Here is a 20,596-nt window from a genome sequence, read left to right as displayed (position 1 = left end):
TATTCATTACTATGCTGGAGGGCAGTAGTATACTACAAACCGCTTATATATACTCCCTTCTAATGGCAATGTGCGAATAGTCGCTCCCACGATTTTTAGCCGTAAGACGTAGGGCGTAGTATATCCAGCATTCTCATAGGCCAATTGAATCAATAAGTTACAGCTTGCGTGAGTAGTTCCACAAGCCGCTATCGCGGCGCCACGCGTCATGAAACAATCGCACACGGCGCGCCAGCGCCGAACTTGTGTGGCTAATTTAACTTTTGTGCGAATGAATTCGCACCTACATTTTTAAAACGCCCTGTAGGCTGGACTTATTTTAGAGGTCAACCCTGGTTAAAGCTCTAGAATACTAAAGAATTCTGCGGTGGATGTTCCGGGCTTCTTGCGTGGAGTATGCGCCTGCTCCAGTCCGGCCTGAGGAACGGCCGGTTCACCAAGAGTTGTACCAGTTGGGGTTGTTTCTACAGGCCTTTCTTTTATTTTTTCTGAAGATGAACCTTCTTCATCAACAATTCTCTTTACTTTAACCCTGGCGTGGCCCATCATTTCTTCCAACCTGGCCACCACCGGACCCGATAGATCAACATGGAACTCTTCGCCGGCCTTAATCACTTTCTTTTCCTGTACAAAATGAAGGAATACCGGCGCATCCCCCTGAAAACTGGAAAGCACCATTTTAACGTGATCCAGCAGCTGGGACTGCAGGCTGTCGATTTTTAAGTGCAGCTCCCCACCCAGATGGGAATCAAGAGTTGAAATCTCATCTGCTATAATCTTTTTTTCCTCACTATTTTCTTTAGCCCTGCCTTTGATCAGAACCACTTCATCAACCCTGATGGCCAGGATGTTCTTCTGGTAGGGACGAGGATAAACTACAACCTCAACCGAACCAGTAAGGTCTTCCACAGTTAAAATAGCCATAGCGTCCCCTTTACGGGTACTGACTTTTTTGACTCCGGAAATCAACCCTCCCAGCACTACATCACTGTCATCAGGCAGTTCGGCTAATTCCGTAGTGGTAACTGTGGCCAACTTGTTTAAGACCCCCCGGTATGCCGCAAGTGGATGCCCGCTGACATAAAAGCCCAGGGTTTCTTTTTCCATGGCCAGTATTTCTTCCGTGGGGAATTCCGCCACTTCCGGCAGGGTCAGGGATACGGTCTCGCTTTCGTCCATAAGATCCAGGAGGGACATCTGCCCGTTAGCCCGATCCCGCTGTGACTGCTGTGCCAGACTCAAGCCTGAGTCAACAGCACCCATCAGTTGGGCCCGCCGGTCGCCCAACGAGTCAAAAGAGCCGCATTTAATGAGGCTTTCCAATACCCGCCTGTTGACTACTCTGGTGTCCATCCGCCGGCAAAAATCAGCGAAGCTAGGGAACTGCCCTCCCTCGCGCCTGGCCTGGATAATCGCTTCAACTGCTCCCATACCAACATTTTTCACGGCTGCCAGGCCAAAGCGAATTTTCGGCCCGGCTACCGTAAAGCTCTCCCCGCTCTCGTTTACATCCGGCGGCAGGACCTCTATGCCCATACGCCGGCATTCTTCAATATAGAAAGCCATCTTGTCGGCATTATCTTTAACCGAAGTTAACAGCGCAGCCATAAACTCTACCGGGTAATTTGCTTTGAGATAGGCAGTCTGATATGTAACCAGGCCATAAGCTGCCGAGTGGGATTTGTTAAAACCATAACCCGCGAACTTCTCCATCAGGTCAAAGATTTCACCGGCAATACTCTCGTTTACACCGTTTTTACCGGCGCCTTCGACGAATTGTGAACGCAGGCCCGCGATAATTTCAGGTTTTTTCTTACCCATAGCACGCCGCAGCATGTCGGCTTCAGCCAGGCTGAACCCGGCCAGGTCGCTGGATATGCGCATAACCTGCTCCTGGTAGAGAATGACCCCGTAGGTGTCCTTTAAGATGGGCTCCAGCTTGGGATGCAGGTATTTGGTCTTAGTAATGCCTTGCTTGTTTTTGATAAAATCCTTAGCCATCCCGCTTTGCAGAGGGCCGGGCCGGTACAGCGCCATCAGGGGTACAATATCCGCAAACACACTAGGCTTCAATTCCCGCAGGATGGCTTTCATACCGCTGCTTTCCACCTGAAATACCCCTGTGGTCTCGCTCCTGCACAGCAAATCATAGGCGGCCCGGTCGTCGATGGGGATTTCCCCAATATCCAGATCTGTCCCGGTGTTTTCAGCGATCATGCGGACTGCGTCACTGATTACCGTCAACGTGCGCAAGCCCAAAAGGTCCATCTTTAAAAGGCCCAGTTCTTCCACCGTGCCCATGGGAAACTGGGTCGTCACCGGACCGTCGCTGGCTTTATAAAGGGGCAGGTAGTGGGTCAGCGGGTCTTTCGTAATCACTACGCCGGCGGCATGAATGGAAGCGTGCCGGGGCATTCCCTCCAGGGCTATCGCAGTGTCGATCAGTCTTTTGATATCCGCCTTCTGGTCGTAAAGTTCTTTTAATTCAGGAGTAGTACTTAATGCTTTTTCAATAGTAATGTGAAGTTCCATGGGGACCAGCTTGGCTACCCGGTCCACTTCACCGTAAGGCATGTCCATGGCTCTGCCGACGTCCTTAATAGCCGCCCGTGCCGCCATGGTACCAAAAGTTGCAATCTGGGCCACATGGTCAGTCCCGTATTTTTGGACCAGGTAGTCAATTACCTCGCCTCTGCGCTCATAACAGATGTCAGTGTCAATATCAGGCATGGAAACCCGCTCGGGGTTTAAAAAACGCTCAAAGAGCAAATCGTATTTTAACGGGTCGAGGTTGGTAATGGTCAAGCTGTACGCCACCAGGCTGCCGGCTGCGGAACCGCGGCCGGGACCCACAGGAATGCCCTGTTGCCGCGCAAAATTGATAAAGTCCCACACAATAAGGAAATAGGCTGAATAACCCATCTTCTTGATGACGCCCAGTTCGTAGGACAGCCTGTTTTTTACTTCCTCACTTAGTTCATCACCGTATCTCCGGTGGGCGCCCTGGTAGCAGAGTTCTTCCAGGTAGGTATCGGCCGTATAGCCCTCGGGCACCGCAAAATACGGCAGATAGTACTGGCTGAAATCCATCTCCACCTGGCAGCGTTCGGCAATTTGCAGCGTGTTATGCAGAGCCTGCCGCTGTTCTCCAAATAAGAGGCTCATCTCATCTTCGCTCTTTAGATAGAGCTCTGAAGACTGAAATTTCATCCGGCTGGGGTCGTCCACGCTTTTTCCGGTTTGAATCGCTAAAAGCACATCCTGGCTGGCCGCATCCTCCCGCCGGACATAATGGACATCGTTGGTAGCCACCAGCGGTATGCCAGTTTCTTCGTGAATTTTTACAAGTTCCCGGTTGGCCGTGCGCTGTTCCGGAAAACCATGGTCCTGCAGTTCCAGGAAAAAATTATCCGGCCCGAAAATATCCCTGTATGCAACGGCTGCCTGCCTGGCTTTTTCCAGCTCTCCAGCTAAGACCCGGGAGGCGACTTCTCCCCCGATGCAGCCGCTTAAGGCTATCAAGCCTTTGCTGTACCTTGCCAGCGCTTCTTTATCGACCCTGGGTTTGTAGTAAAAACCTCTGGTAAAGCCCAGGGATACAAGCTCCAATAAATTCCGGTAACCCTCCTCATTCTCCGCCAACAGGACCAGGTGGTACGGGTGGTCGTCGACCCTTGGCGTACGGTCGTCCATGGTACGGGGCGCCACATAGACCTCACAGCCCAGGACCGGCTTAATCCCGGCGTTCTTGCAGGCCTTGTAAAATTCCACAACGCCGTACATGGCCCCGTGATCGGTGATGGCCAGGGCGGGCATCCCCATCTCTTTGGCGCTGGAGACCGCTTTTTTGATGCGGGCCGCTCCGTCTAAAAGGCTGTATTCTGAATGCAAATGCAAATGGACAAACAAGTTATAACGCTCCTATCTAAATCAAATCGGCCCATTTCCCCCCGGTGATTATCTCCAACTGCCGCATGGTGACCGGGAGGGCTGAATTTGGCGTTCCCGCCGCTGCGTAAACCATTCCAAAACGCTGCATGGTACTTTCCAAAAATATTGGGAGGCTTTCAGGTAAAGCCAGAGGGCAGACCCCGCCAACTGGATAACCGGTAACCTCCAGGACCGTATCCGGGTCAGCCATGCGGACCTTTGCCGCTGCAAGGAGCCTTTTTAACTTACCGCTATTTATTTTCCGGTCCCCGCTGGCCACAACAAGCACGGGTTGGTCGTCGGCTAAAAACACCAGTGTCTTGGCGATCTGCCCGACTTCAACTCCAAGAGCCGCGGCGGCCAGTTCACAAGTACTGGTATCTTCCTTGAGTTCAATAATTTTCAAGCCCAGGTTATACTGGTCCAGATAGGACTGCACCTTCTCGATGACATTCATTAATAACACCTCTTCTTCGACTCCGTTAGATCATCCCGCGGAAACCCTGCTGGCGCAGCGCCTCATAGAGAACAACAGCCACTGAGTTGGCCAAATTCAGAGACCGGGCCTCCTCGACCATGGGTATGCGAATTTGATTTTCTGGAGCAGAATTTAAAATCTCAGGGGACAGCCCGCGGGTCTCTTTGCCAAATACCAGGAAGGAATCCGGCTGGTACCTAACTTCGCAGTAACTTCTTGGCGCTTTGGTAGTTACCAGATAAAAACAACTACCCTGATGATTTTCCACCACTTCCTGAAAACTGTCATAATAAAGGACTTCGACCAAATGCCAGTAGTCCAGGCCAGCCCTTTTTAAATATTTATCAGCAGTTGAGAAGCCCAGGGGGCGTACCAGGTGCAGCGAGGAACCGGTGACGGCGCAGGTCCGCGCAATATTTCCCGTGTTAGCCGGTATCTCAGGTTCAACCAGGACGATATTCAAGTTTTAAGTCCTCCCGTAGAATAGTAGCGGCAAAGTTCTCTCAGGCCGCAATCGCCGCAGGCCGGCTTTCTGGCCCGGCAGGTTGTCCGGCCGTGGGCAAGAAACAGGTGATGGGCCGCCATCCGCTGCCTGGGCGGGATCAATTTGGACAGGTCGTCTTCCACCCGGCCAGGTTCCTTTGCTTCGGAGAGTCCCAAACGCCTGGCCACACGGAAAACATGGGTGTCGACCGGCAGGGAGTCGCCGCCAAAGGCCAGCCCCAGCACCACTCCGGCCGTTTTCCTGCCCACTCCCGGCAACGCTTCCAGCTCTGTCCTGGTTTCCGGTACCTTGCCGCCGTGCCGGGCAAGAATCTGCCGCGAAGCGTCAATGATGTACCTGCTTTTATTGTGATACAACCCACAGCCTTTAATCTCTTCAGCCAGTTCCTCCGGCGCCAGGGCGGCAAAATCACCAGGCGTGTGATACTTCGAAAAAAGAGATCCGGTAATCCGGTTAACCTGCTGATCTGTGCTCTGAGCAGACAACATTACCGCTACCAGCAGTTCAAAAGGCGTGCTGAATTTTAGGGCCGTACCGGCTCCGGGATACGCCATTTCTAATATGGATAATATTTTAGCAGCTTTTTCCGCACCAGCAAATGTATTCTTGATTACCATGTTTTTTATAAGCCACCTTTTGACACCGCAGGTTTATTATTTCAATAAAATTCATCTTAATCAAGTTGATTTTCGCTGCAACCCGGCCCTATCCCTTCTGAGGTTTTATGTTTAGTGAATTACTTCATTTTTTCTGAGCGCTTGATTTTTTAAGTAAATAAACATTTTTAGTCTGGGCAATAATAAAAAAAGTATTTGTGATAGATAAATTTCACCGGTTTAATATGTGTTAATATTTTACCTTCGAAGGGAGGATCTGATCACCGTGAATATTTTTCTCTGGTTGATTTTAGCATTCATTATGGTTTTTGCGGTAGGCGTTTTTTTATGGCCGTCACTGCGCAGGCGGACGGCCAAAAAAATTGGAGCTGAAACCCTCCCCCCCCCTCAATTCGTGGAAGAGATAGCTGAAGAGTTCAGCCTGCCCGTGCCGGCCGCTCCTGAACATCGGGCACAGCATTTGCCGGAACCCCAACTGCCGCACAGTTACGGGGTTGACCGCCTGGTCTTGATGGCCCGGGACCCCCACTGGCTTTATGCCTACTGGGAAATCACCGCCACCAAGCAGGATGAATTCACCAGAACCTACGGACCCGAAGCCTGGTCCTCCACTCATCCTGTTTTAAGGGTTTACGATGTAACCGGTGTTGACTTTAACGGGAATAACGCTAAAGGATTCATGGATATTCACCTTGGTGATGAAATCGATAACTGGCATATTGAAGTAAAGGAGCCGGACCGTTCCTTCTGTATCGACCTGGGACGCATGTTCCAGGACGGCCGTTTTATTACCCTGCTCAGGTCCAATATAGCGACCACTCCCAGGGCCTCGCTATCCGACCGGCTGGACGAGGAGTGGATGTGGATCGAAAGCTTATATCGCACGCTTGGTAAATTTCAGTATGGTGTCAGTTCACCGATGCTCATTGAGGAACTGGCCCTGGAAGCCCGCAAACTGCCGGTGGGGATTAGTTCGCCCGGGAACTGGCATCCCGGAAGTGATAAGCAGAGCCTAAACTGAAAATGCAGGTGCGAATTCATTTGCCGGCGATTATTTTTATTATACAACATATGAAAGGGGTTGCTTATGGCAACAGGTTATCTATGTCTTGTACTCCATGCGCATCTGCCTTATGTAAGACACCCGGAGCATGAGAACTTTTTGGAGGAAAGATGGCTCTACGAGGCTATCACCGAAACATATATACCGCTCATCCAGGCTTTTGACCGTCTGATTGGCGACGGTATCAGTTTCAGGTTGACCATGACCCTGTCTCCTCCCTTGATTTCCATGCTTACCGACCCGCTGCTGCAGGAGCGCTATACCCGCCATCTTGCCGGCTTGATTGAGCTGGCGGACAAAGAGGAAGGACGGACCTACGGCAGTCCTTTTCATGAAGCCGCGTTAATGTACAAGAGAAGGCTGCGGGAAGCCATGTATATATTTCATGACCTTTATCACCGCAATATTGTCTCAGCTTTTAAGAAGTTCCAGGACCAGGGCCGTCTCGAAATTATTACCTGCGCCGCTACGCACGCCTACCTGCCCTTGATGCAGCTTCAGCCTGAAGCAGTGCGGGCGCAAATCAGGACGGCCGTGGATCTTCACACCCGGCACTTGGGCCGGCCGCCGCGCGGCATATGGCTGCCGGAATGCGGCTATGCCCCTGGAGTCGATGAGATTTTAAAGGAGAACGGAATTCAATTTTTCTTTACCGACTCGCATGGTGTGCTTTATGCCTCGCACAGGCCCCGCTTTGGGATATTTGCTCCAATTTACTGCCCGTCAGGGGTAGCCGCCTTCGGCCGGGATATTGAATCGTCCAAGCAGGTCTGGAGTACGCAGGAGGGTTATCCCGGCGATTATAATTACCGTGAATTTTACCGGGATATAGGCTACGACCTGGACTATGACTATATCAAGCCCTACATCCATCCGGACGGGATCCGCATCCATACGGGCTTCAAATATTTTAAAATCACCGGGAAAGTGGACTTAAGCCAAAAAGAGCCCTACAATCCAAGAGCGGCGGATGAAAAAGCCGCCGAGCACGCCGGCAATTTTATGTTCAACCGCCAGCACCAAATTCGCCACCTGGCCGGCATGATGGACCGGCCGCCGATGATCGTCGCGCCCTATGACGCCGAACTCTTTGGCCACTGGTGGTTTGAAGGGCCGGCCTGGCTGGAATACCTGATCCGTAAAATTGCTTTTGACCAGGATGAAATCGAGCTGCTAACGCCAAGCCAGTACCTGGAACGCTTCCCTTGCAACCAGGTGGCCGTGCCCTGCTCGTCCAGCTGGGGCAACAAAGGCTACCACGAGGTCTGGCTTTCCGGCGCCAATGCATGGATTTACAGGCACCTGCACATGGCTGCCAATATGATGGTAGATATGACCACCCGCTACCCCGCTGCCGGAGGGCTGCTCAGGCGGGCCTTAAACCAGGCGGCGCGCGAGTTGATGCTGGCGCAGAGCAGCGACTGGGCCTTCATTATGAGCACCGGCACCATGGTTGAATACGCAATAAAAAGGACCAAGATCCATCTCAGCAACTTTCTCCGCCTCCGGGACGAAATCACAGGCAACCGTATTGATGAGGGCTGGCTCAGAGACCTGGAATACCGCGACAATATTTTCCCCGATGTGGACTACAGCTGGTACCGGAACGAGCCGGCCAGGTCTGTGGCAGTGTGAAAACAGGAGGGCAGATGCCCTCCTGTTTGTTGTTATATAGTATCCTTTTTGGGACTATTGATAAAGTCATAAAGAAAATAAATTATAGCGCTTCATTCCGGATGGAAATTTATCCAAGGTTCTCATCCGAAGGGCATCTGCCAATGATAGGACTAACGAAAAATTATTTCTGGCCTTTCCGAGTAAGCGTACGTGGCTTTAAAAGGAATATTATAGTAAAATATAGTTAATTTGATAAGCCAGTGGTGACCAACTTGTACCATCTTAAAAAAACAGCAGTCGATATAATGCAATATATTCCGGCACTGACCGAAAAAATTAGCATGGATAATGATATTGCAGCGTTCTACCTGTTCGGGTCTTACGCGGAAGATAGACAAAACCCGGCAAGCGATATTGATCTGGCGGTTTTGCTGGACCGGGAATTCCCTATGGATAGCTACTTTGATAAGAAGTTGAAACTTCTTTCTTTGGCAACTGCAGCGCTTAAAACTGATGAAGTAGATTTTATAATTTTAAACCAGGCTCCACCCGCATTTGCTTACCAGATTTTAAGCAAAGGCCGTCTGCTTTTTGAAAGAGGCGATAAAAAAGGTCAGCGAGTAGATTTTCAGGTACGAACCTTTGACCGTTATTTTGATTTTAAGCCAGTTGAGAGAGTTGTACACGAAGGATTGGCTAAGCGGATAAAGGAGGGCCGGTTCAGTGGTTGATCGCGAGACGGTAGAAAGACGCCTGGAAATTGTACCGTTGGTCATATCATACAAGGAGGTATTAATATGAAATTAAAAATAACCATATTAGTAGGCACTTTACTTATTTGCCTGTTAATAGGATACGCTGCCTCAAATGCGGCTGAATATAATAAAGAAAAAAAGAAAGAACATTACAACCAATTGCGAAATGAGTTTGTTCAGCAGAAAGAAGATTTAGAGCAACTATCAAAAGAAAGTCGGAACAACCCGGAAGCCAAAGAAAAAATCAGTGAAATGCTTAAAGAGATAAGGGGAAAAGCCATGGAGGTTAATGCGCTTGCAAAAGAAGTCGATGAAGAAGCATATTATAGAAGCAAGATAGAATCATTCACTTATGCACTTGAGGGAACAATTGAGGATGAAAAAATAGCACTTGAAAGTAAGGACTCACCTTTTGATCTCGAAACGGCAGAAAAGTGGCGGAAAGTAATTAAAGAAAAAGAAAATTTATTAGAAGAGTGTAAGAAAATCGAAGTGGAAAGCGTAAATAATCCAAAACAAGTATATGAAGAACTAAGGACGAAAGCACATGAAATAACTTCACAGTTATGAGATTAGAATTGTTTTATTTGATATAACGTTGGCTCAGAATTAGGTTATCGTCGTCATTGGGTGTCAGACTTGAAATATTTACTTATTAAATGCTATAATTATCCAGGTATTTGATATGACCAAACACCGTGTATCCATACAATCAAAAATAAAGTCAGATAGGTATAAGGGCACAGCTTATATAGAAGATGTTCCTCGGAAAGAAATAAGTGAATAATTCAAGCCTAACCCCAATGAGGAGGTTGTTTAGCGTGAAAATTAAGATCGCTATTCTTCTGGTTGCGTTATTTACTGTTATCGCTTATGTTACAGGAGCCATGGCATTGGAATCTAAAGATCAATCATTGAAAATTGATAATGGCGAAGGTGAAGTAAAAGTCTTTATAGGACAGCCTGGCGGAAAAGAGAGCATGGATCTGTATAAAAACAGAAGGGTTGATGTTTTGAAGAATCAATCCTCGGCCGAAGGAAGTAAAATCATGGAAGCCCTTGTCGTCTATGACAAGTATATCACCCTGCAAGAGGCCTCTGCCTTTGCCGATAAAAATGACATTAGTGTAAAGAATATGTGGATTGCCGAACCCGGAGTTCAGGGCGGAGGCATTGCAACGGTTAACAATAATGATCTGAGTGCAGCCTACTCTACGTGGATAAACGAGTTTCTCGATTACTCCGAACAGAAGATCGCAGAAGATAAGGACAACGCTATTACCAAATCCCACTACAAGGCTGTTCGGGAAGGTAATTTCAAAATATACGCCTTACTCGTCTCTGCCCCACTTGATTTGTTAGAGGACCTTATAAATGAATCAAATGTCTGGCTGGTTGACCTTCACTATCATTCCGATGCTGAAAAATTGGCCTCCCAAAAAGGATACCAGGTTAAGTATATTGATGTGCCGGAGAAACCATACTGAGAGGTGAGCGGGGTCAGACTTGAAATATTTACTTATTAAATGCCATAATCATCCAGGTAATTGATATGGCCAAAAACCGTGTATCCTTGTTATCAAAAATAAAGTCCGGTAGGTATAAGGACACATCTTATGTAGAAGATGTGATTCGGAAAAAAATAAGTGAATAATTCAAGCCTGACCCCAATGATTACACTAACTCACAATACCCGCGATATCGTTAATTTTTTTGATGTACATATCGGTTAGCGACTCGGCGATTTCCATGGTGCTGCCTTCGCTGAAGACCCGGCAGAAGGGCTCGTCCGGGTCCGGCAGCACCAGCGCCCAGCCGTCCTCGTGGTAGACCTTGACCCCGTCCAGCAGTTCCAGCCGGCTGGCCGGGGGATCCTGAATCAGCTGCCTGATGACCCTGCCCTTGGCCTCCCAGGGGACGGGGGCCTCCCGCCGGTCCATGAAAAATTCAGGTATTTCGGCCACCAGATCGGATATCGAGGTATTGAAACGGGCTGCGTGGTCGAGCACCCTGGCCAGGGCTGCCAACCCGTCAAAGTGGAGGAAAAACTGGGATATCCCTTCTATCCCGTTCTCCGGAGCCAGTACTTTATCCAGGAAATCCTGCATGGCGGTTTTGGTGCGCACCACCCTGCTCCGGTAGCGCTCGGCCAGCGCTTCTATGGCGCGCGGGGCCGTAACCGGCACCACCACCGGGCCTTCCTCCCCCTTCAGGATAATCAAAGAGAGCAGGGCTGTCAGAAGTTCATCCTGAATTACCTGCCCCTTGTTGTCGATCAGGATCAGGCGGTCGGCGTTGGAGTCCAGGACGGCTCCGGCGTCGGCGCCGCCGTCAACGACCGCCCGGGACAGGGCGGGCAGCAGCTCCTGGTGAGAACGCCAGCCACGGTATGCCTTTGCGTCGCTTTCCAGGCCGATGCTTTCCAAGCCTAACCCCAGCCTGGCGCAAAGGTTCCCAACGATATTTTCCAGATTGACCTGGTCATAGCAGAGCAGCAGTTTAAAATTGGCTTCCCGCAGCCTGAGTGCGCTTAAACCCGCACATATGGCTGAAAGATAGCTGTCCGCAACTTGCGTCAGGACCTCCGGCGGCTTGATCCTGCCTGTTTCCGCCCGCAAAAAGTCCTCTCTGGCCATGGCGTTTTCGATCTTGCGCTCCTGGTCCCTGGAAATATTCCCACCGTGGGGGTTGGTAAATACCATGGTCACCTTGTCGGGCGCCTGCGGTGATATCCTGACGTGAATTCCCCCCCGGCAACCCGTCTCCCTGACACCAAAGCGGCTCACCGGCGTAATGCCGGGACCGAAGTCCAAAACTTGCGCCCCTACCGACTGCATCCCGCTTTTTGCGGCTTCCTTAAGCATTACAGAAGCAGCGTAACTGTCGCTGCTGACGGCTAGACGCGCCCCGGCTCCGGCTACGGAGCCAAAGGCAGCGCCGATCCTGGCAGCGAACTCAGGCGTAATCTCCACATTGATCAGGCCGGAGATCCCCTCAAAACCAAAGATTTTCTTGGGAGAACAGGAACCCCAGATCAAGCTGCGGTGAACGGTCGCCCCTGTTTCAACCAGCTTATGCGGCCACAGCTTGACGTCAGGCTTGAGCAGGCCGTTTTCACGGATAATCGAATTGTCACCAACAACCGCCCCCTCGTATATGCCTGCCTTGGCCAGCACCTGGACCCGGCTGCCTAGGACAGCCCCGCGTAAAGCAGCCCCGGGACCTACATAGACATTGTTCCAGAGGACGCTTCTCTTGATCGAAGCCCTTTCCCGCACCAGACAGCCCTGCCCCAGGATCGAAAAAGGTTCTATGCGGGTTGCAGCCCCCAGCTGACAATCAGCCCCGATCAGGGCCGGGCCTCTGATTTTCGCGGAGGGGTCAATCGAGGCGCCCTCCTCCACCCATACCTGCGGCATAATTTCCGTTCCCGGTATTTTGATCCTGGCTTTTCCTGCCAGCGCATCGTACTGCGCCTCCTGGTACTGCTGCAGGTTGCCCACATTACATACAGAAGTAACTACAATAATTTTACAATTTTTTTGTTTTCGCTTCTACCTCTGGCAAAAAAGCTGCGTGTACCGTAACCCGTAAGTTATCTCCCCGGCCTGAAATCGTTACCTGCTGTACAAGCGTACGCAAAAGAGCTTTTTTCTGATCAAAAGAGAGCGCATCCAATTTCGACAGGAATGAAGCTGCTTGTTTACGTATTTCCTTAACCCTGATCTCTGCTGCCGTGCTCCGATGTAAAGCTATCTCCAATTCTTTTTTACGCGTCAGTAATTGCTTTTCACGTCCTTTAAGGCCTTGCAATAGTTTCGTAGTTTTGGGATCAAGATCAAATAACCCGGCTGCTAAAGCATTCCTAACATTGTCTCTCCCCTTCTCAACATCGGCGATGAGTTTTTCTATCCTTTCCAAGTCGGCTCGTAAATCTTTCTCCGTTGTACGCTCCCTAATCTCGCTGGTAAGAGCATCAGGGTCGTTGAGCCAGGTACATACTTGTTCCCAAACAATCACTTCTATTATTTCAGCAGGTACTCGCTTAATTGGCTTACATCCGTTATTGGAAGTACCTGCTGTTGTCTTTACGCACGTATAGCCACGTTCCTTATTTCCGTTATATTTTACTTTAACGGCCCCGTGCATCGTATTGCCACAGTCAGTACATGAGATTATCCCTGATAAAAGATATTCTTCTCGCGACCACCCCGACCATAACCTACGTGCTGATTTAATTTTTTCTTGTGCTTTCTCCCAAGTTGCCAGATCAACGATGGCAGGAACTGGTATGGATATCCATTCATCCTTTGGTTTGCTTTTGGCCTTAACCCTTTTCTCCAGAGGTAGATGTTTGTTATAAGCAACCCCCTTACAATCCCTCCGGTTATAATAGAATGTACCGGCATACATAGGATTGGTAAGTATGGTTTTTACTACACACCGTTGCCATATCGAATTGCCTTTTCTGGTAGGGATACATTGCTCGGTAAGCCTGGTTGCAACACCATTAACCCCCATATCTTCTGATATAAACCACTTGTAAATTAATTTGACTACTTCAGCCTCTTCCTGGTTAAGCAGTAATGTTCCTTTTTCGAATTTATAACCATAGGAATCAGCACGGACAGGCAGACCACCTTGACGGGCTTTCTGCATTTTTCCCCTAACAGTTCTTTCCCGGATCTTTTCTTTTTCGTATTCAGCGATTGCACCTCTTAAAGCATAAAAAAGTCTACCGTCTGGCGTGTTCTGCCATTCAAAATTAACAAAATCCAGCCGGACGCCAGCTCTTTCAATTTCATCTGTTAAAAGTAGCTGATGCGCCAGGTTACGAGATAGGCGGTCAGGGTCATAGCAGATCATAATATTGACCTGCCCGTTTCTTATAGACTCACGCAAGTCCGATAAACCCGGCCTATCTAAGAGTTCCCCGGAAACACCCTCATCGGCGAACTCCAAAATCTCATCGGCCCCCATCGCAAACGCTTTCTCCCGACAAACCGATAATTGGTCAGCGAGTGAATAGCCATGTCGTGCTTGGTCTTCAGTAGATACACGAAGGTAGATAGCCGCAATATTCAACGGTTACCACCCCCAGCCTTTGAATCCTGTTCAGCTTTTTCCTGTTCAAAGAACTCGGCCAGTAGACGAAATGCATCTTGTAAACGTGTAGAATTATCTCCAAAAACAACTCTCACTTCAGGTTTCAACTCCTTCCCCTCCCGGTTTGAAGTATAACCTTTCCGGGATTGTTTTAACCTTTCCATGGTGGTTGTCTCCTTTCATAAAATTCTACACGTTCTATGGTTTATCCTACTTGTCATACAAAGGAAAAACCTTGGCATCTCGCCAAGGAAAAATTTTTAAGCCCCTTTATGAAAGCTACACTTCTCAGACCCAACCTTTTTATGGATCATGAGTTTACGCCTGTATAGCTGTGCCGGTAGGCTCACGATGAAGCAGGAAACCCACAAATTCGCCTGATCAGGAAACCCCTTCCTGATCGGAGCGAAGGAAGGGGTAGTTCACCATTCCTATTCCTAATTTCCTATGGTATTTCTTTGTAACAGTCCGGTTTCAGAGCTGCCGAGCAAATACGGCATGCCCAAAATATTTTTGCACCAAATGCGAGTTTCCCATGTTCGCCAAGCTCAACAAAACGCCTGCATGGTATCGGCCTTGCACATATACCGCAGCGCTGTTGGCTTCCTGTGCTCGGAATAACTATACGACCCGCATTGTGTTGGATGGTAGGCCTGGCTGGCTTTGATACCTGTGGTGACTGTGAGACTAATCCGTCCAGGTTAATTGATTTTATTCCAAGCCGAGCTAATATTTCGGTACCGGCTTTCCGGTTAATCCTCAGTCTTAGAGATTCCGGTTCCACATCAAGGGAGACATTACAAACAATTGTTGCCAGCTGTTGACTCAAACGAATCATTTCGACGCTCGTCCGAACCTTTTCACCCAGCTTACCTGGTATTTCTGAGGCCGACGCTATAACGCCTTCTATCGTACCGTATTTATCTAGCAGGGAAAGGGCTGTTTTTTCACCTACCCCCCTAACACCGGGAATGTTATCGGAGTGATCGCCGGCCAGAGCTTTCATGCTAAGGACTTGATCGTGCCTAAATCCGAGTTTCTTCTCAGTGCTTTCGGGGGTACACTCTACTAATTTGGAAACTCCCGTTATCGTTAGAAGAACGGAAACTTTCTCGTTGATTAACTGTAAACAGTCCCTATCTCCGGTAAGTATCTTTACTTTGTAGTCAGCCTGAGTCTGGCAAGCCAGGGTACCGATAATATCGTCGGCCTCATAGAGCTCTTTTTCAAAGTATGGAATGTTCAAGGCTTTTAATACTTCTCTTATTATAGAAAACTGCGGTACTAGATCCGGATCGGTTTCCTTACGATTTGCCTTGTATTCCGGGTATGCTTCTTTGCGAAAAGAATTACGGGATAAATCGAAAGCAACAGCTAGATGGGTTGGCTTACGTGCATCTATAATATTTACAAGTAACCGGAGCATTCCAAAGACAGCATTTGTTGGCCTACCGTCAGGCGCACTCATCGGGGGAAAAGCATGGAAACACCTGTGCAACAAGGAATTCCCATCAACAAGCATCAAATCTCCTTTATGCGATATTTTTTATCCACCCCCTCTAAATAGCGTTAACTGCTCATTATGACTTGCCACCACCGGACGAACCGGACCCTGTAATCTCATAAAGTCTCCCCCTTTTAGTGACAGAGGGTAAAGATTAAACCAGGCGAAATGCCTGGTTTGAACTTGCACATAATGGGAAAACCTATCGTCTTAACTATATGCCGTTAATGATAGCGCCGGCCTCTTCAAGCGAAGCAGCAGTGTATATTTTGTTGATGAGCATGTCCAGTTTCTCCAACTCATTATACTGCCTGACTTTTTCCTGCAAGCCTAGCGAAGCATCGCCAAACCTGGCCTCCAGGTACTTGCAAATAGCCTCCTGTCTGCCTCTAGCTTCTCCTCTGGCTTCCCCCTCCGCCCTGGCACCGGCCAATGCGGAAAGCTCGTCCCGGTACGCTTTTTCCCGCAGCTCATACAGCCTGCGTTCCTTCTTATCTTTTAGAAAAATTTGCTCAATGGTCAGCGCCTTTTTGATACCCGGGTTCTCCATGGCGATCGCCTCCATTTCTTTCCCTTCCAGGTTGTTCAGGTACAACATCCATTCCTCCAGAGCATCACTGGGCCTGCGATCAAGTTTCACATTGAGTAGGCAACCCGAACCTCTCTTTAAGCATTTTTTGGCCCTTGTTCTGAGATATTCTCCCCAGGCTTTCCATTCTACTATTCGTTAACAATTCGGCTGCAGATTCCTTGGAAATTTGCATTTTTTTAGCGATTCCACGTCAATCAAATATGCTGAAGGCTATGAACCTCCCCCTTGAGAGTAAAACCGGGCTTATGCCCGGCTTCAGCGTTCTAGTTGTGAATTCATAGAACTTCTTTAGTAGTTGCTATATCTTTTTGGGTAATATTAATTTCTCTTAATTCATTAATCAAAATATTTTTAATGAGTGTTATATGTTGCTCAAACTTATTCGGAAAACGATTTTCTTCACTTAAAATTCTTTTAAATTTTCTTCTTATTATTTTTATAGCAGAAGTATATGGAATGACAAAATGTTTCTGATTTAATATCCATTTACGTTCAATGTAATGGTCAGTAATTGGAAGCACAGAGCTTATATTGTAAATTGCTGGTTTATTTGTTTTTGCAATATGATAATATGCCCATCCAAGGCTATTTTCTTTGTAATTCATATATTTTTTGACTCTATCAATTGTACCATTCTCAATTTTTTCTTCGGTTATTTCACTTAGAGGAATCGCCCAGTATAAACCATCGAATTTTAAATCCTTTAGACAACAAAATACAGGTCTGTTTTCTCCTTTGCTGTCTTTAAAACTACACCCTAACTTTTTAAATTTATCAAAATAACTTTCGCTTACAATATATAAACCATTTTCAATCATATTTCTCTTTCAGCCTGAAGAAAAACTCTCTACATTTCGCAGAGAGTTTACTTCTTCAATCCCGACCACTTATGTCCGCATATCGGTGAGCGGTAAATTCGATCAATCCCGACCACTTATGTCCGCATATCGGTGAGCGGTAAGTTCTTCATCGCTACCACAAACGTATATTATCTTTTTCTAATAATATTATGCAGTTCTATAAAATCGTTGTCAAGAAAAATTATTACGATCCTCCGCCCGGGAGAGCCCACTTTTTCATGAGGACATCCAACCTTTGGAAAGAAGAAATGGAGACCCGCTTTGTCGGGCATCCTTTAATAAACCAGAATCATCATTGTTGATGCCGCCCCTCCCGGGGCCCGGCTAATATAGTCTCAAATGTCCTATTCGTTTCCTGCCTCGTGCAGTTCATTAAAAGTGGGAATGCTGAAAATACAGTGGTTCGCCTCGCCTGCCGGGGTTTCTCTAGGCCCCTGAAGCTGCTCGAACAGCTTCAGGGGTTGACGAGGGTTAGCAGAAGAATTACATGCCTATCGAAGCCACGCCAGTGCCGTTGACCAGCAGGTTGCCTGAAATCGGATTGAGCGTATAGGTATATGAACCGGGAGTGGTATTCTCCTCGCAACTGCAACCACCATCCGGATCACAAACCATATGGAACGTATGCACAGTGTAATCCACCGTCACCTGAATATTTGAGGCAGTCAACTTATAAGTTTGCGGCGTCTGTATCCACGAATCAAGCGACGGGTTCAAAATATCATGCAGGTACGTACCGTTTTGAGCCCACATCTCTTTGAATTGACAAGCTAACGCATGCCCGTCGGATGCAGGTGCCATGCTTGTTGTCTCGAACCCTTCAGGCGACGACGAGAGCGGGATCGGCTGGCCGGAGTCATTAGGTTCAACTCCGATCGGCGGGCGCGGATCTCCGAAAGTATAATGCGGATTCTGTTTCGGATAGGTTAACGTTGCGCTGTTCAGTCTCCAACTATCCAGGGTGGTATAGGCCGGTGCGCAGCCTCCTCCCGGCGGGGGCGGCGGCGCTACGGTTGTCCCGTAGTCGACGCTTTCGTCCACATTCACAACGCTCTGCACTCTTAGCGGCGTTAATGTGGCTGTTACGGTGTCCGTCCACTTTGCTGTGTCAGGCTCTCTGGGCGGGTCGATTTCCTGTCCCGTAACGGCGTTCCTCTGGCTGATAGCCTGGAAGTGCAGGCCGCTGCCGGTGGTTATCTGCTGCTCGGGCGGCTTGGATATGTTGTTCGGCGCCACCTTCGCCTTGGCTTGTTTGTACAGGTAGTAGTCACTCCACAAAAAGACGTAGCCGGATTCCTTGTCTTTCACGTATGGCACTATCTGAGCCACCACTTCGCTGGGAACGTCCTGGACGTGCACCGAGACACTGCTCGTTTTGGAAGCGTCGCTGAGGTCGGTGTAGTCTATCTGCGCCCAGCCGTTCCCGGCGTCCTGCGATTGCATGCCGTCCATAGTAAAGGCGGCTGCGTTAGGGCTGCCGTTCACCTGGTGGGATACCTGGATCAAAAAGCCGAAGTCAAAACCGTAATCAGCCGCTATCTCCTGGAGAGATTTTATTTCCTGCCAGTTCACTTTCAAGCTGAAGGCCGCCGAGTCGCCGGGGTTGCCGGTGCGTTCCGGCGGATCGAGAGAGATGGCGTCGTCCGGGGTGAACTTAGTCCTGTTAAGATCGGTCAAAGGCACCGAGCGGTACCACAAGGAGCCGTCCGTGTCGCGGTGGAACATCACGCCCATGCCGAAAGTTTGCTCCGAACAAGGCAGAAAGACATGGATGTAATTCTGCGGGTTCTGGTACAGGTCGGAGCCCGGGTCCGGAGGCGCTAATTCGTTGCCCCAGGCGCAATAGTCCAGGCCAATCTGCATGGCCTTGATCAGGTCGGGGTCGGTCTTGCCGTCGAAACGGTCACTTGGCCCGAAAAATTGCGGGAAAGCCTGCTTGACAGAAGAATCCCACCACGGCTCCTCTACGAAATCTGCGTCGCTCAGAGACTTCCAGCCACCGGAACGATCCGGCGGGAAAAAGACGTTGGAGATCTGCTCTCCGTAGTAACCGTAGCCGACGTAGCGCGCGCGTTCGATATTGTTCCGGTCTTTCTTCGTCGCGCCCTCGCCGTCCCAGTTCGGGTCGCTGTGCCACGGCCCCCAGGCCAGGTAATTGACCGTGCCCTCGTGGGGCAGGATCAGGTCGCCGTAGCGCAGGGAATCGCCTTTATCATTGGTATCGATAAAGAAATCATATGGTAAGCCGCTGACGCGGGCAGCGAAATCGTTGGCTTTTTTCAAGACATCCGCCGGCGGCGTCTGCACGTCGGCCAGGCCCGCGGCGAACGCGAAATGCGCGACAAAAAACAGGAGAGCGCCAGCCAGCGCCCCCACGAGTATCTTCTTTGTCTTCATTATTTAGGTTTTCTCCTTTCCGAATCATTTTAATACATGCACAGCACAGCGATGCAGCCATCGGCGTTTTCCACCTGGATTTCCTTAAACTTCTCCGTGCCGGGGAAAATTTTCAGCGGCAGCCAATATCCCCGGGTGGTCTTCTGGGCGCCGTAGTCCCAGATCTGCTGCACCAGGCTGGAATCGCCGATGTTGGACAGCAAAAGGTCCTTAGCGGTCTGGTCGGCTTTTTCGTTGGAAAACTGTTTGCAGGGGTAGCTAATAGTCAAGCCTTTTGTGTCGAATTGGACCATGTTGCCTTTTTCCATGAAATACACGTTAGGGTACCTGTTCTCTGCGTCAGGCGGGATGTAAGCCTGTCCACCGTTATAGCTGACCTGTTTCCAGCCCGCAGGAACGTAAGGGGTGGCCTGCGCCTGATCCTGCGGCTGCTCTTGCACTTGGTTCAGGTAATCCACCGCCGCGCTTACGTCCGGCTTCGTCTCACCCGCTGGCCAGCATACCACCGTCTGAGTGGCTTCGTCCCAGGCTACTTCATAGCCCAGTCCCTCGGCTACGTACCGGGCCGGCAGGAAGGTCCGGTCGCTGGTCAGTACCGGCGCCACGTCGATGGCCCGGGCCTGGCCGTCGACCATAATCTCCTTAACATCTATCGTCATTACCAGGCTGGTATTATTCGGCCCCGCAACAAATACGCGCCGCACTTCACCGTTCCAATTAATATTTTCGTCGCTCACACCCAGGGCGTTGCCCAGGAATCTTACCGGCACAAACGTCCGGTCATCCTGGATGAACGGAGCCACGTCCATTTTAACGCCGGGGGTCTGGCCGTTCACCACATACTCTGGCACCCCGATCTTGAATACCACCGATTTGACCAACTGGTTGTCCTCGTACACGTCCACCTGCTCGGCTTTAGCCGAATGCAGCCAGGGAATAAAGATTACCGCAAGTCCAAAAAAGATACCAAGCGCTATGAATTTTTTCATGCAATTTACCTCCTTTTTAAGTTATCAGTTAAATACGGATTCATACTAACTAAAAATGGGCTTTAAATTCTGCTTCTTTTCCATTACCATTTCCATAGGCGTAAGCCGGATAGGAAAAGGAAGACGGGGTGGCGGCCCTTAACGTCTTCCTTTTTATGCAACAACATATTAGGAAAACCTATC

Annotated in this window: 17 protein-coding genes; 5 read left to right on the top strand and 12 right to left on the bottom strand. The window is 49.3% G+C overall.

The window, feature by feature from the left end; genetic code table 11:
• Positions 1 to 336 precede the first annotated feature (336 nt).
• From Psch_RS17605 to nth, 4 genes are read right to left on the bottom strand one after another with little or no spacing between them, the layout of a single operon-like run.
• Positions 337 to 3,909 carry a DNA polymerase III subunit alpha gene (locus Psch_RS17605; protein WP_190259126.1) on the bottom strand — a complete coding sequence of 1,191 codons (3,573 nt, stop codon included), beginning with the start codon at positions 3,907 to 3,909 and terminating at the stop codon, positions 337 to 339.
• 16 nt (positions 3,910 to 3,925) lie between these two features.
• The gene (locus Psch_RS17600; protein WP_190259125.1) at positions 3,926 to 4,387 is read right to left on the bottom strand and encodes a YbaK/EbsC family protein; all 462 of its coding nucleotides are present in this window, start codon (positions 4,385 to 4,387) and stop codon (positions 3,926 to 3,928) included.
• Between the two features lie 25 nt (positions 4,388 to 4,412).
• Positions 4,413 to 4,871: a tRNA (uridine(34)/cytosine(34)/5-carboxymethylaminomethyluridine(34)-2'-O)-methyltransferase TrmL gene (gene trmL / locus Psch_RS17595; protein WP_190259124.1), complete on the bottom strand. Its 459-nt coding sequence runs from the start codon at positions 4,869 to 4,871 to the stop codon at positions 4,413 to 4,415.
• Positions 4,868 to 5,530: an endonuclease III gene (nth, locus tag Psch_RS17590; protein WP_190259123.1), complete on the bottom strand. Its 663-nt coding sequence runs from the start codon at positions 5,528 to 5,530 to the stop codon at positions 4,868 to 4,870. Before nth ends, trmL begins: the two co-directional genes overlap by 4 nt.
• A gap of 265 nt (positions 5,531 to 5,795) precedes the next feature.
• Here nth and Psch_RS17585 point away from each other — a divergent pair, with 265 nt between their 5' ends.
• From Psch_RS17585 to Psch_RS17565, 5 genes are all read left to right on the top strand, one after another.
• Positions 5,796 to 6,551, top strand: coding sequence for a DUF4912 domain-containing protein (locus Psch_RS17585; RefSeq protein WP_243124198.1), 756 nt, complete (start codon positions 5,796 to 5,798; stop codon positions 6,549 to 6,551).
• A 66-nt stretch (positions 6,552 to 6,617) separates the two neighbouring features.
• Positions 6,618 to 8,228: a glycoside hydrolase family 57 protein gene (locus Psch_RS17580; RefSeq protein ID WP_190259122.1), complete on the top strand. Its 1,611-nt coding sequence runs from the start codon at positions 6,618 to 6,620 to the stop codon at positions 8,226 to 8,228.
• A 254-nt stretch (positions 8,229 to 8,482) separates the two neighbouring features.
• On the top strand, positions 8,483 to 8,941 hold the full coding sequence (gene mntA / locus Psch_RS17575) for a type VII toxin-antitoxin system MntA family adenylyltransferase antitoxin (protein ID WP_190259121.1): 459 nt from the start codon (positions 8,483 to 8,485) through the stop codon (positions 8,939 to 8,941).
• A gap of 66 nt (positions 8,942 to 9,007) precedes the next feature.
• Complete coding sequence (locus Psch_RS17570; RefSeq protein WP_190259120.1) at positions 9,008 to 9,535, top strand: Rossmann-fold NAD(P)-binding domain-containing protein; 528 nt, start codon at positions 9,008 to 9,010, stop codon at positions 9,533 to 9,535.
• Between the two features lie 251 nt (positions 9,536 to 9,786).
• The gene (locus Psch_RS17565) at positions 9,787 to 10,452 is read left to right on the top strand and encodes a hypothetical protein (protein ID WP_190259119.1); all 666 of its coding nucleotides are present in this window, start codon (positions 9,787 to 9,789) and stop codon (positions 10,450 to 10,452) included.
• Positions 10,453 to 10,644: 192 nt separating this feature from the next.
• On the opposite strand, the gene Psch_RS17560 is transcribed toward Psch_RS17565, so the two are convergent.
• The 8 genes from Psch_RS17560 to Psch_RS17525 all read right to left on the bottom strand — a co-directional run bounded on the left by Psch_RS17560 (position 10,645) and on the right by Psch_RS17525 (position 20,413).
• Positions 10,645 to 12,468 carry a mannose-1-phosphate guanyltransferase gene (locus tag Psch_RS17560; RefSeq protein WP_243124197.1) on the bottom strand — a complete coding sequence of 608 codons (1,824 nt, stop codon included), beginning with the start codon at positions 12,466 to 12,468 and terminating at the stop codon, positions 10,645 to 10,647.
• A gap of 28 nt (positions 12,469 to 12,496) precedes the next feature.
• The gene (locus Psch_RS17555; RefSeq protein ID WP_243124195.1) at positions 12,497 to 14,050 is read right to left on the bottom strand and encodes a recombinase family protein; all 1,554 of its coding nucleotides are present in this window, start codon (positions 14,048 to 14,050) and stop codon (positions 12,497 to 12,499) included.
• Positions 14,047 to 14,235 carry a hypothetical protein gene (locus tag Psch_RS17550; RefSeq protein ID WP_190259118.1) on the bottom strand — a complete coding sequence of 63 codons (189 nt, stop codon included), beginning with the start codon at positions 14,233 to 14,235 and terminating at the stop codon, positions 14,047 to 14,049. Before Psch_RS17550 ends, Psch_RS17555 begins: the two co-directional genes overlap by 4 nt.
• Before the next feature lie 281 nt (positions 14,236 to 14,516).
• Positions 14,517 to 15,593, bottom strand: coding sequence for a 5'-3' exonuclease (locus Psch_RS17545; protein WP_190259117.1), 1,077 nt, complete (start codon positions 15,591 to 15,593; stop codon positions 14,517 to 14,519).
• 196 nt (positions 15,594 to 15,789) lie between these two features.
• On the bottom strand, positions 15,790 to 16,215 hold the full coding sequence (locus Psch_RS17540) for an Rpn family recombination-promoting nuclease/putative transposase (RefSeq protein WP_243124193.1): 426 nt from the start codon (positions 16,213 to 16,215) through the stop codon (positions 15,790 to 15,792).
• Between the two features lie 227 nt (positions 16,216 to 16,442).
• Positions 16,443 to 16,985: a hypothetical protein gene (locus Psch_RS17535; RefSeq protein ID WP_190259116.1), complete on the bottom strand. Its 543-nt coding sequence runs from the start codon at positions 16,983 to 16,985 to the stop codon at positions 16,443 to 16,445.
• Between the two features lie 525 nt (positions 16,986 to 17,510).
• Positions 17,511 to 19,424 (bottom strand): Athe_2463 domain-containing protein, encoded by a 1,914-nt coding sequence (locus Psch_RS17530; protein ID WP_190259115.1) that lies wholly within the window; start codon positions 19,422 to 19,424, stop codon positions 17,511 to 17,513.
• A gap of 29 nt (positions 19,425 to 19,453) precedes the next feature.
• Positions 19,454 to 20,413, bottom strand: a complete 960-nt coding sequence (locus tag Psch_RS17525) for a copper amine oxidase N-terminal domain-containing protein (RefSeq protein WP_190259114.1) — start codon at positions 20,411 to 20,413, stop codon at positions 19,454 to 19,456.
• Between the last annotated feature and the right edge of the window lie 183 nt (positions 20,414 to 20,596).

Origin of the sequence: Pelotomaculum schinkii (assembly GCF_004369205.1) — a bacterium.
GTDB lineage: Bacteria > Bacillota > Desulfotomaculia > Desulfotomaculales > Pelotomaculaceae > Pelotomaculum_C > Pelotomaculum_C schinkii.
This window is presented reverse-complemented; position numbering and strand designations above follow the sequence as displayed.

Bases quoted from the DNA above. Each gene is read 5' to 3' on its own strand.
- Psch_RS17600 (WP_190259125.1), bottom strand. From the start codon at position 4,387: ATGAATGTCATCGAGAAGGTGCAGTCCTATCTGGACCAGTATAACCTG.
- nth (WP_190259123.1), bottom strand. From the start codon at position 5,530: ATGGTAATCAAGAATACATTTGCTGGTGCGGAAAAAGCTGCTAAAATA.
- Psch_RS17580 (WP_190259122.1), top strand. From the start codon at position 6,618: ATGGCAACAGGTTATCTATGTCTTGTACTCCATGCGCATCTGCCTTAT.
- Psch_RS17570 (WP_190259120.1), top strand. From the start codon at position 9,008: ATGAAATTAAAAATAACCATATTAGTAGGCACTTTACTTATTTGCCTG.
- Psch_RS17550 (WP_190259118.1), bottom strand. From the start codon at position 14,235: ATGGAAAGGTTAAAACAATCCCGGAAAGGTTATACTTCAAACCGGGAG.
- Psch_RS17545 (WP_190259117.1), bottom strand. From the start codon at position 15,593: ATGCTTGTTGATGGGAATTCCTTGTTGCACAGGTGTTTCCATGCTTTT.
- Psch_RS17535 (WP_190259116.1), bottom strand. From the start codon at position 16,985: ATGATTGAAAATGGTTTATATATTGTAAGCGAAAGTTATTTTGATAAA.
- Psch_RS17530 (WP_190259115.1), bottom strand. From the start codon at position 19,424: ATGAAGACAAAGAAGATACTCGTGGGGGCGCTGGCTGGCGCTCTCCTG.
- Psch_RS17525 (WP_190259114.1), bottom strand. From the start codon at position 20,413: ATGAAAAAATTCATAGCGCTTGGTATCTTTTTTGGACTTGCGGTAATC.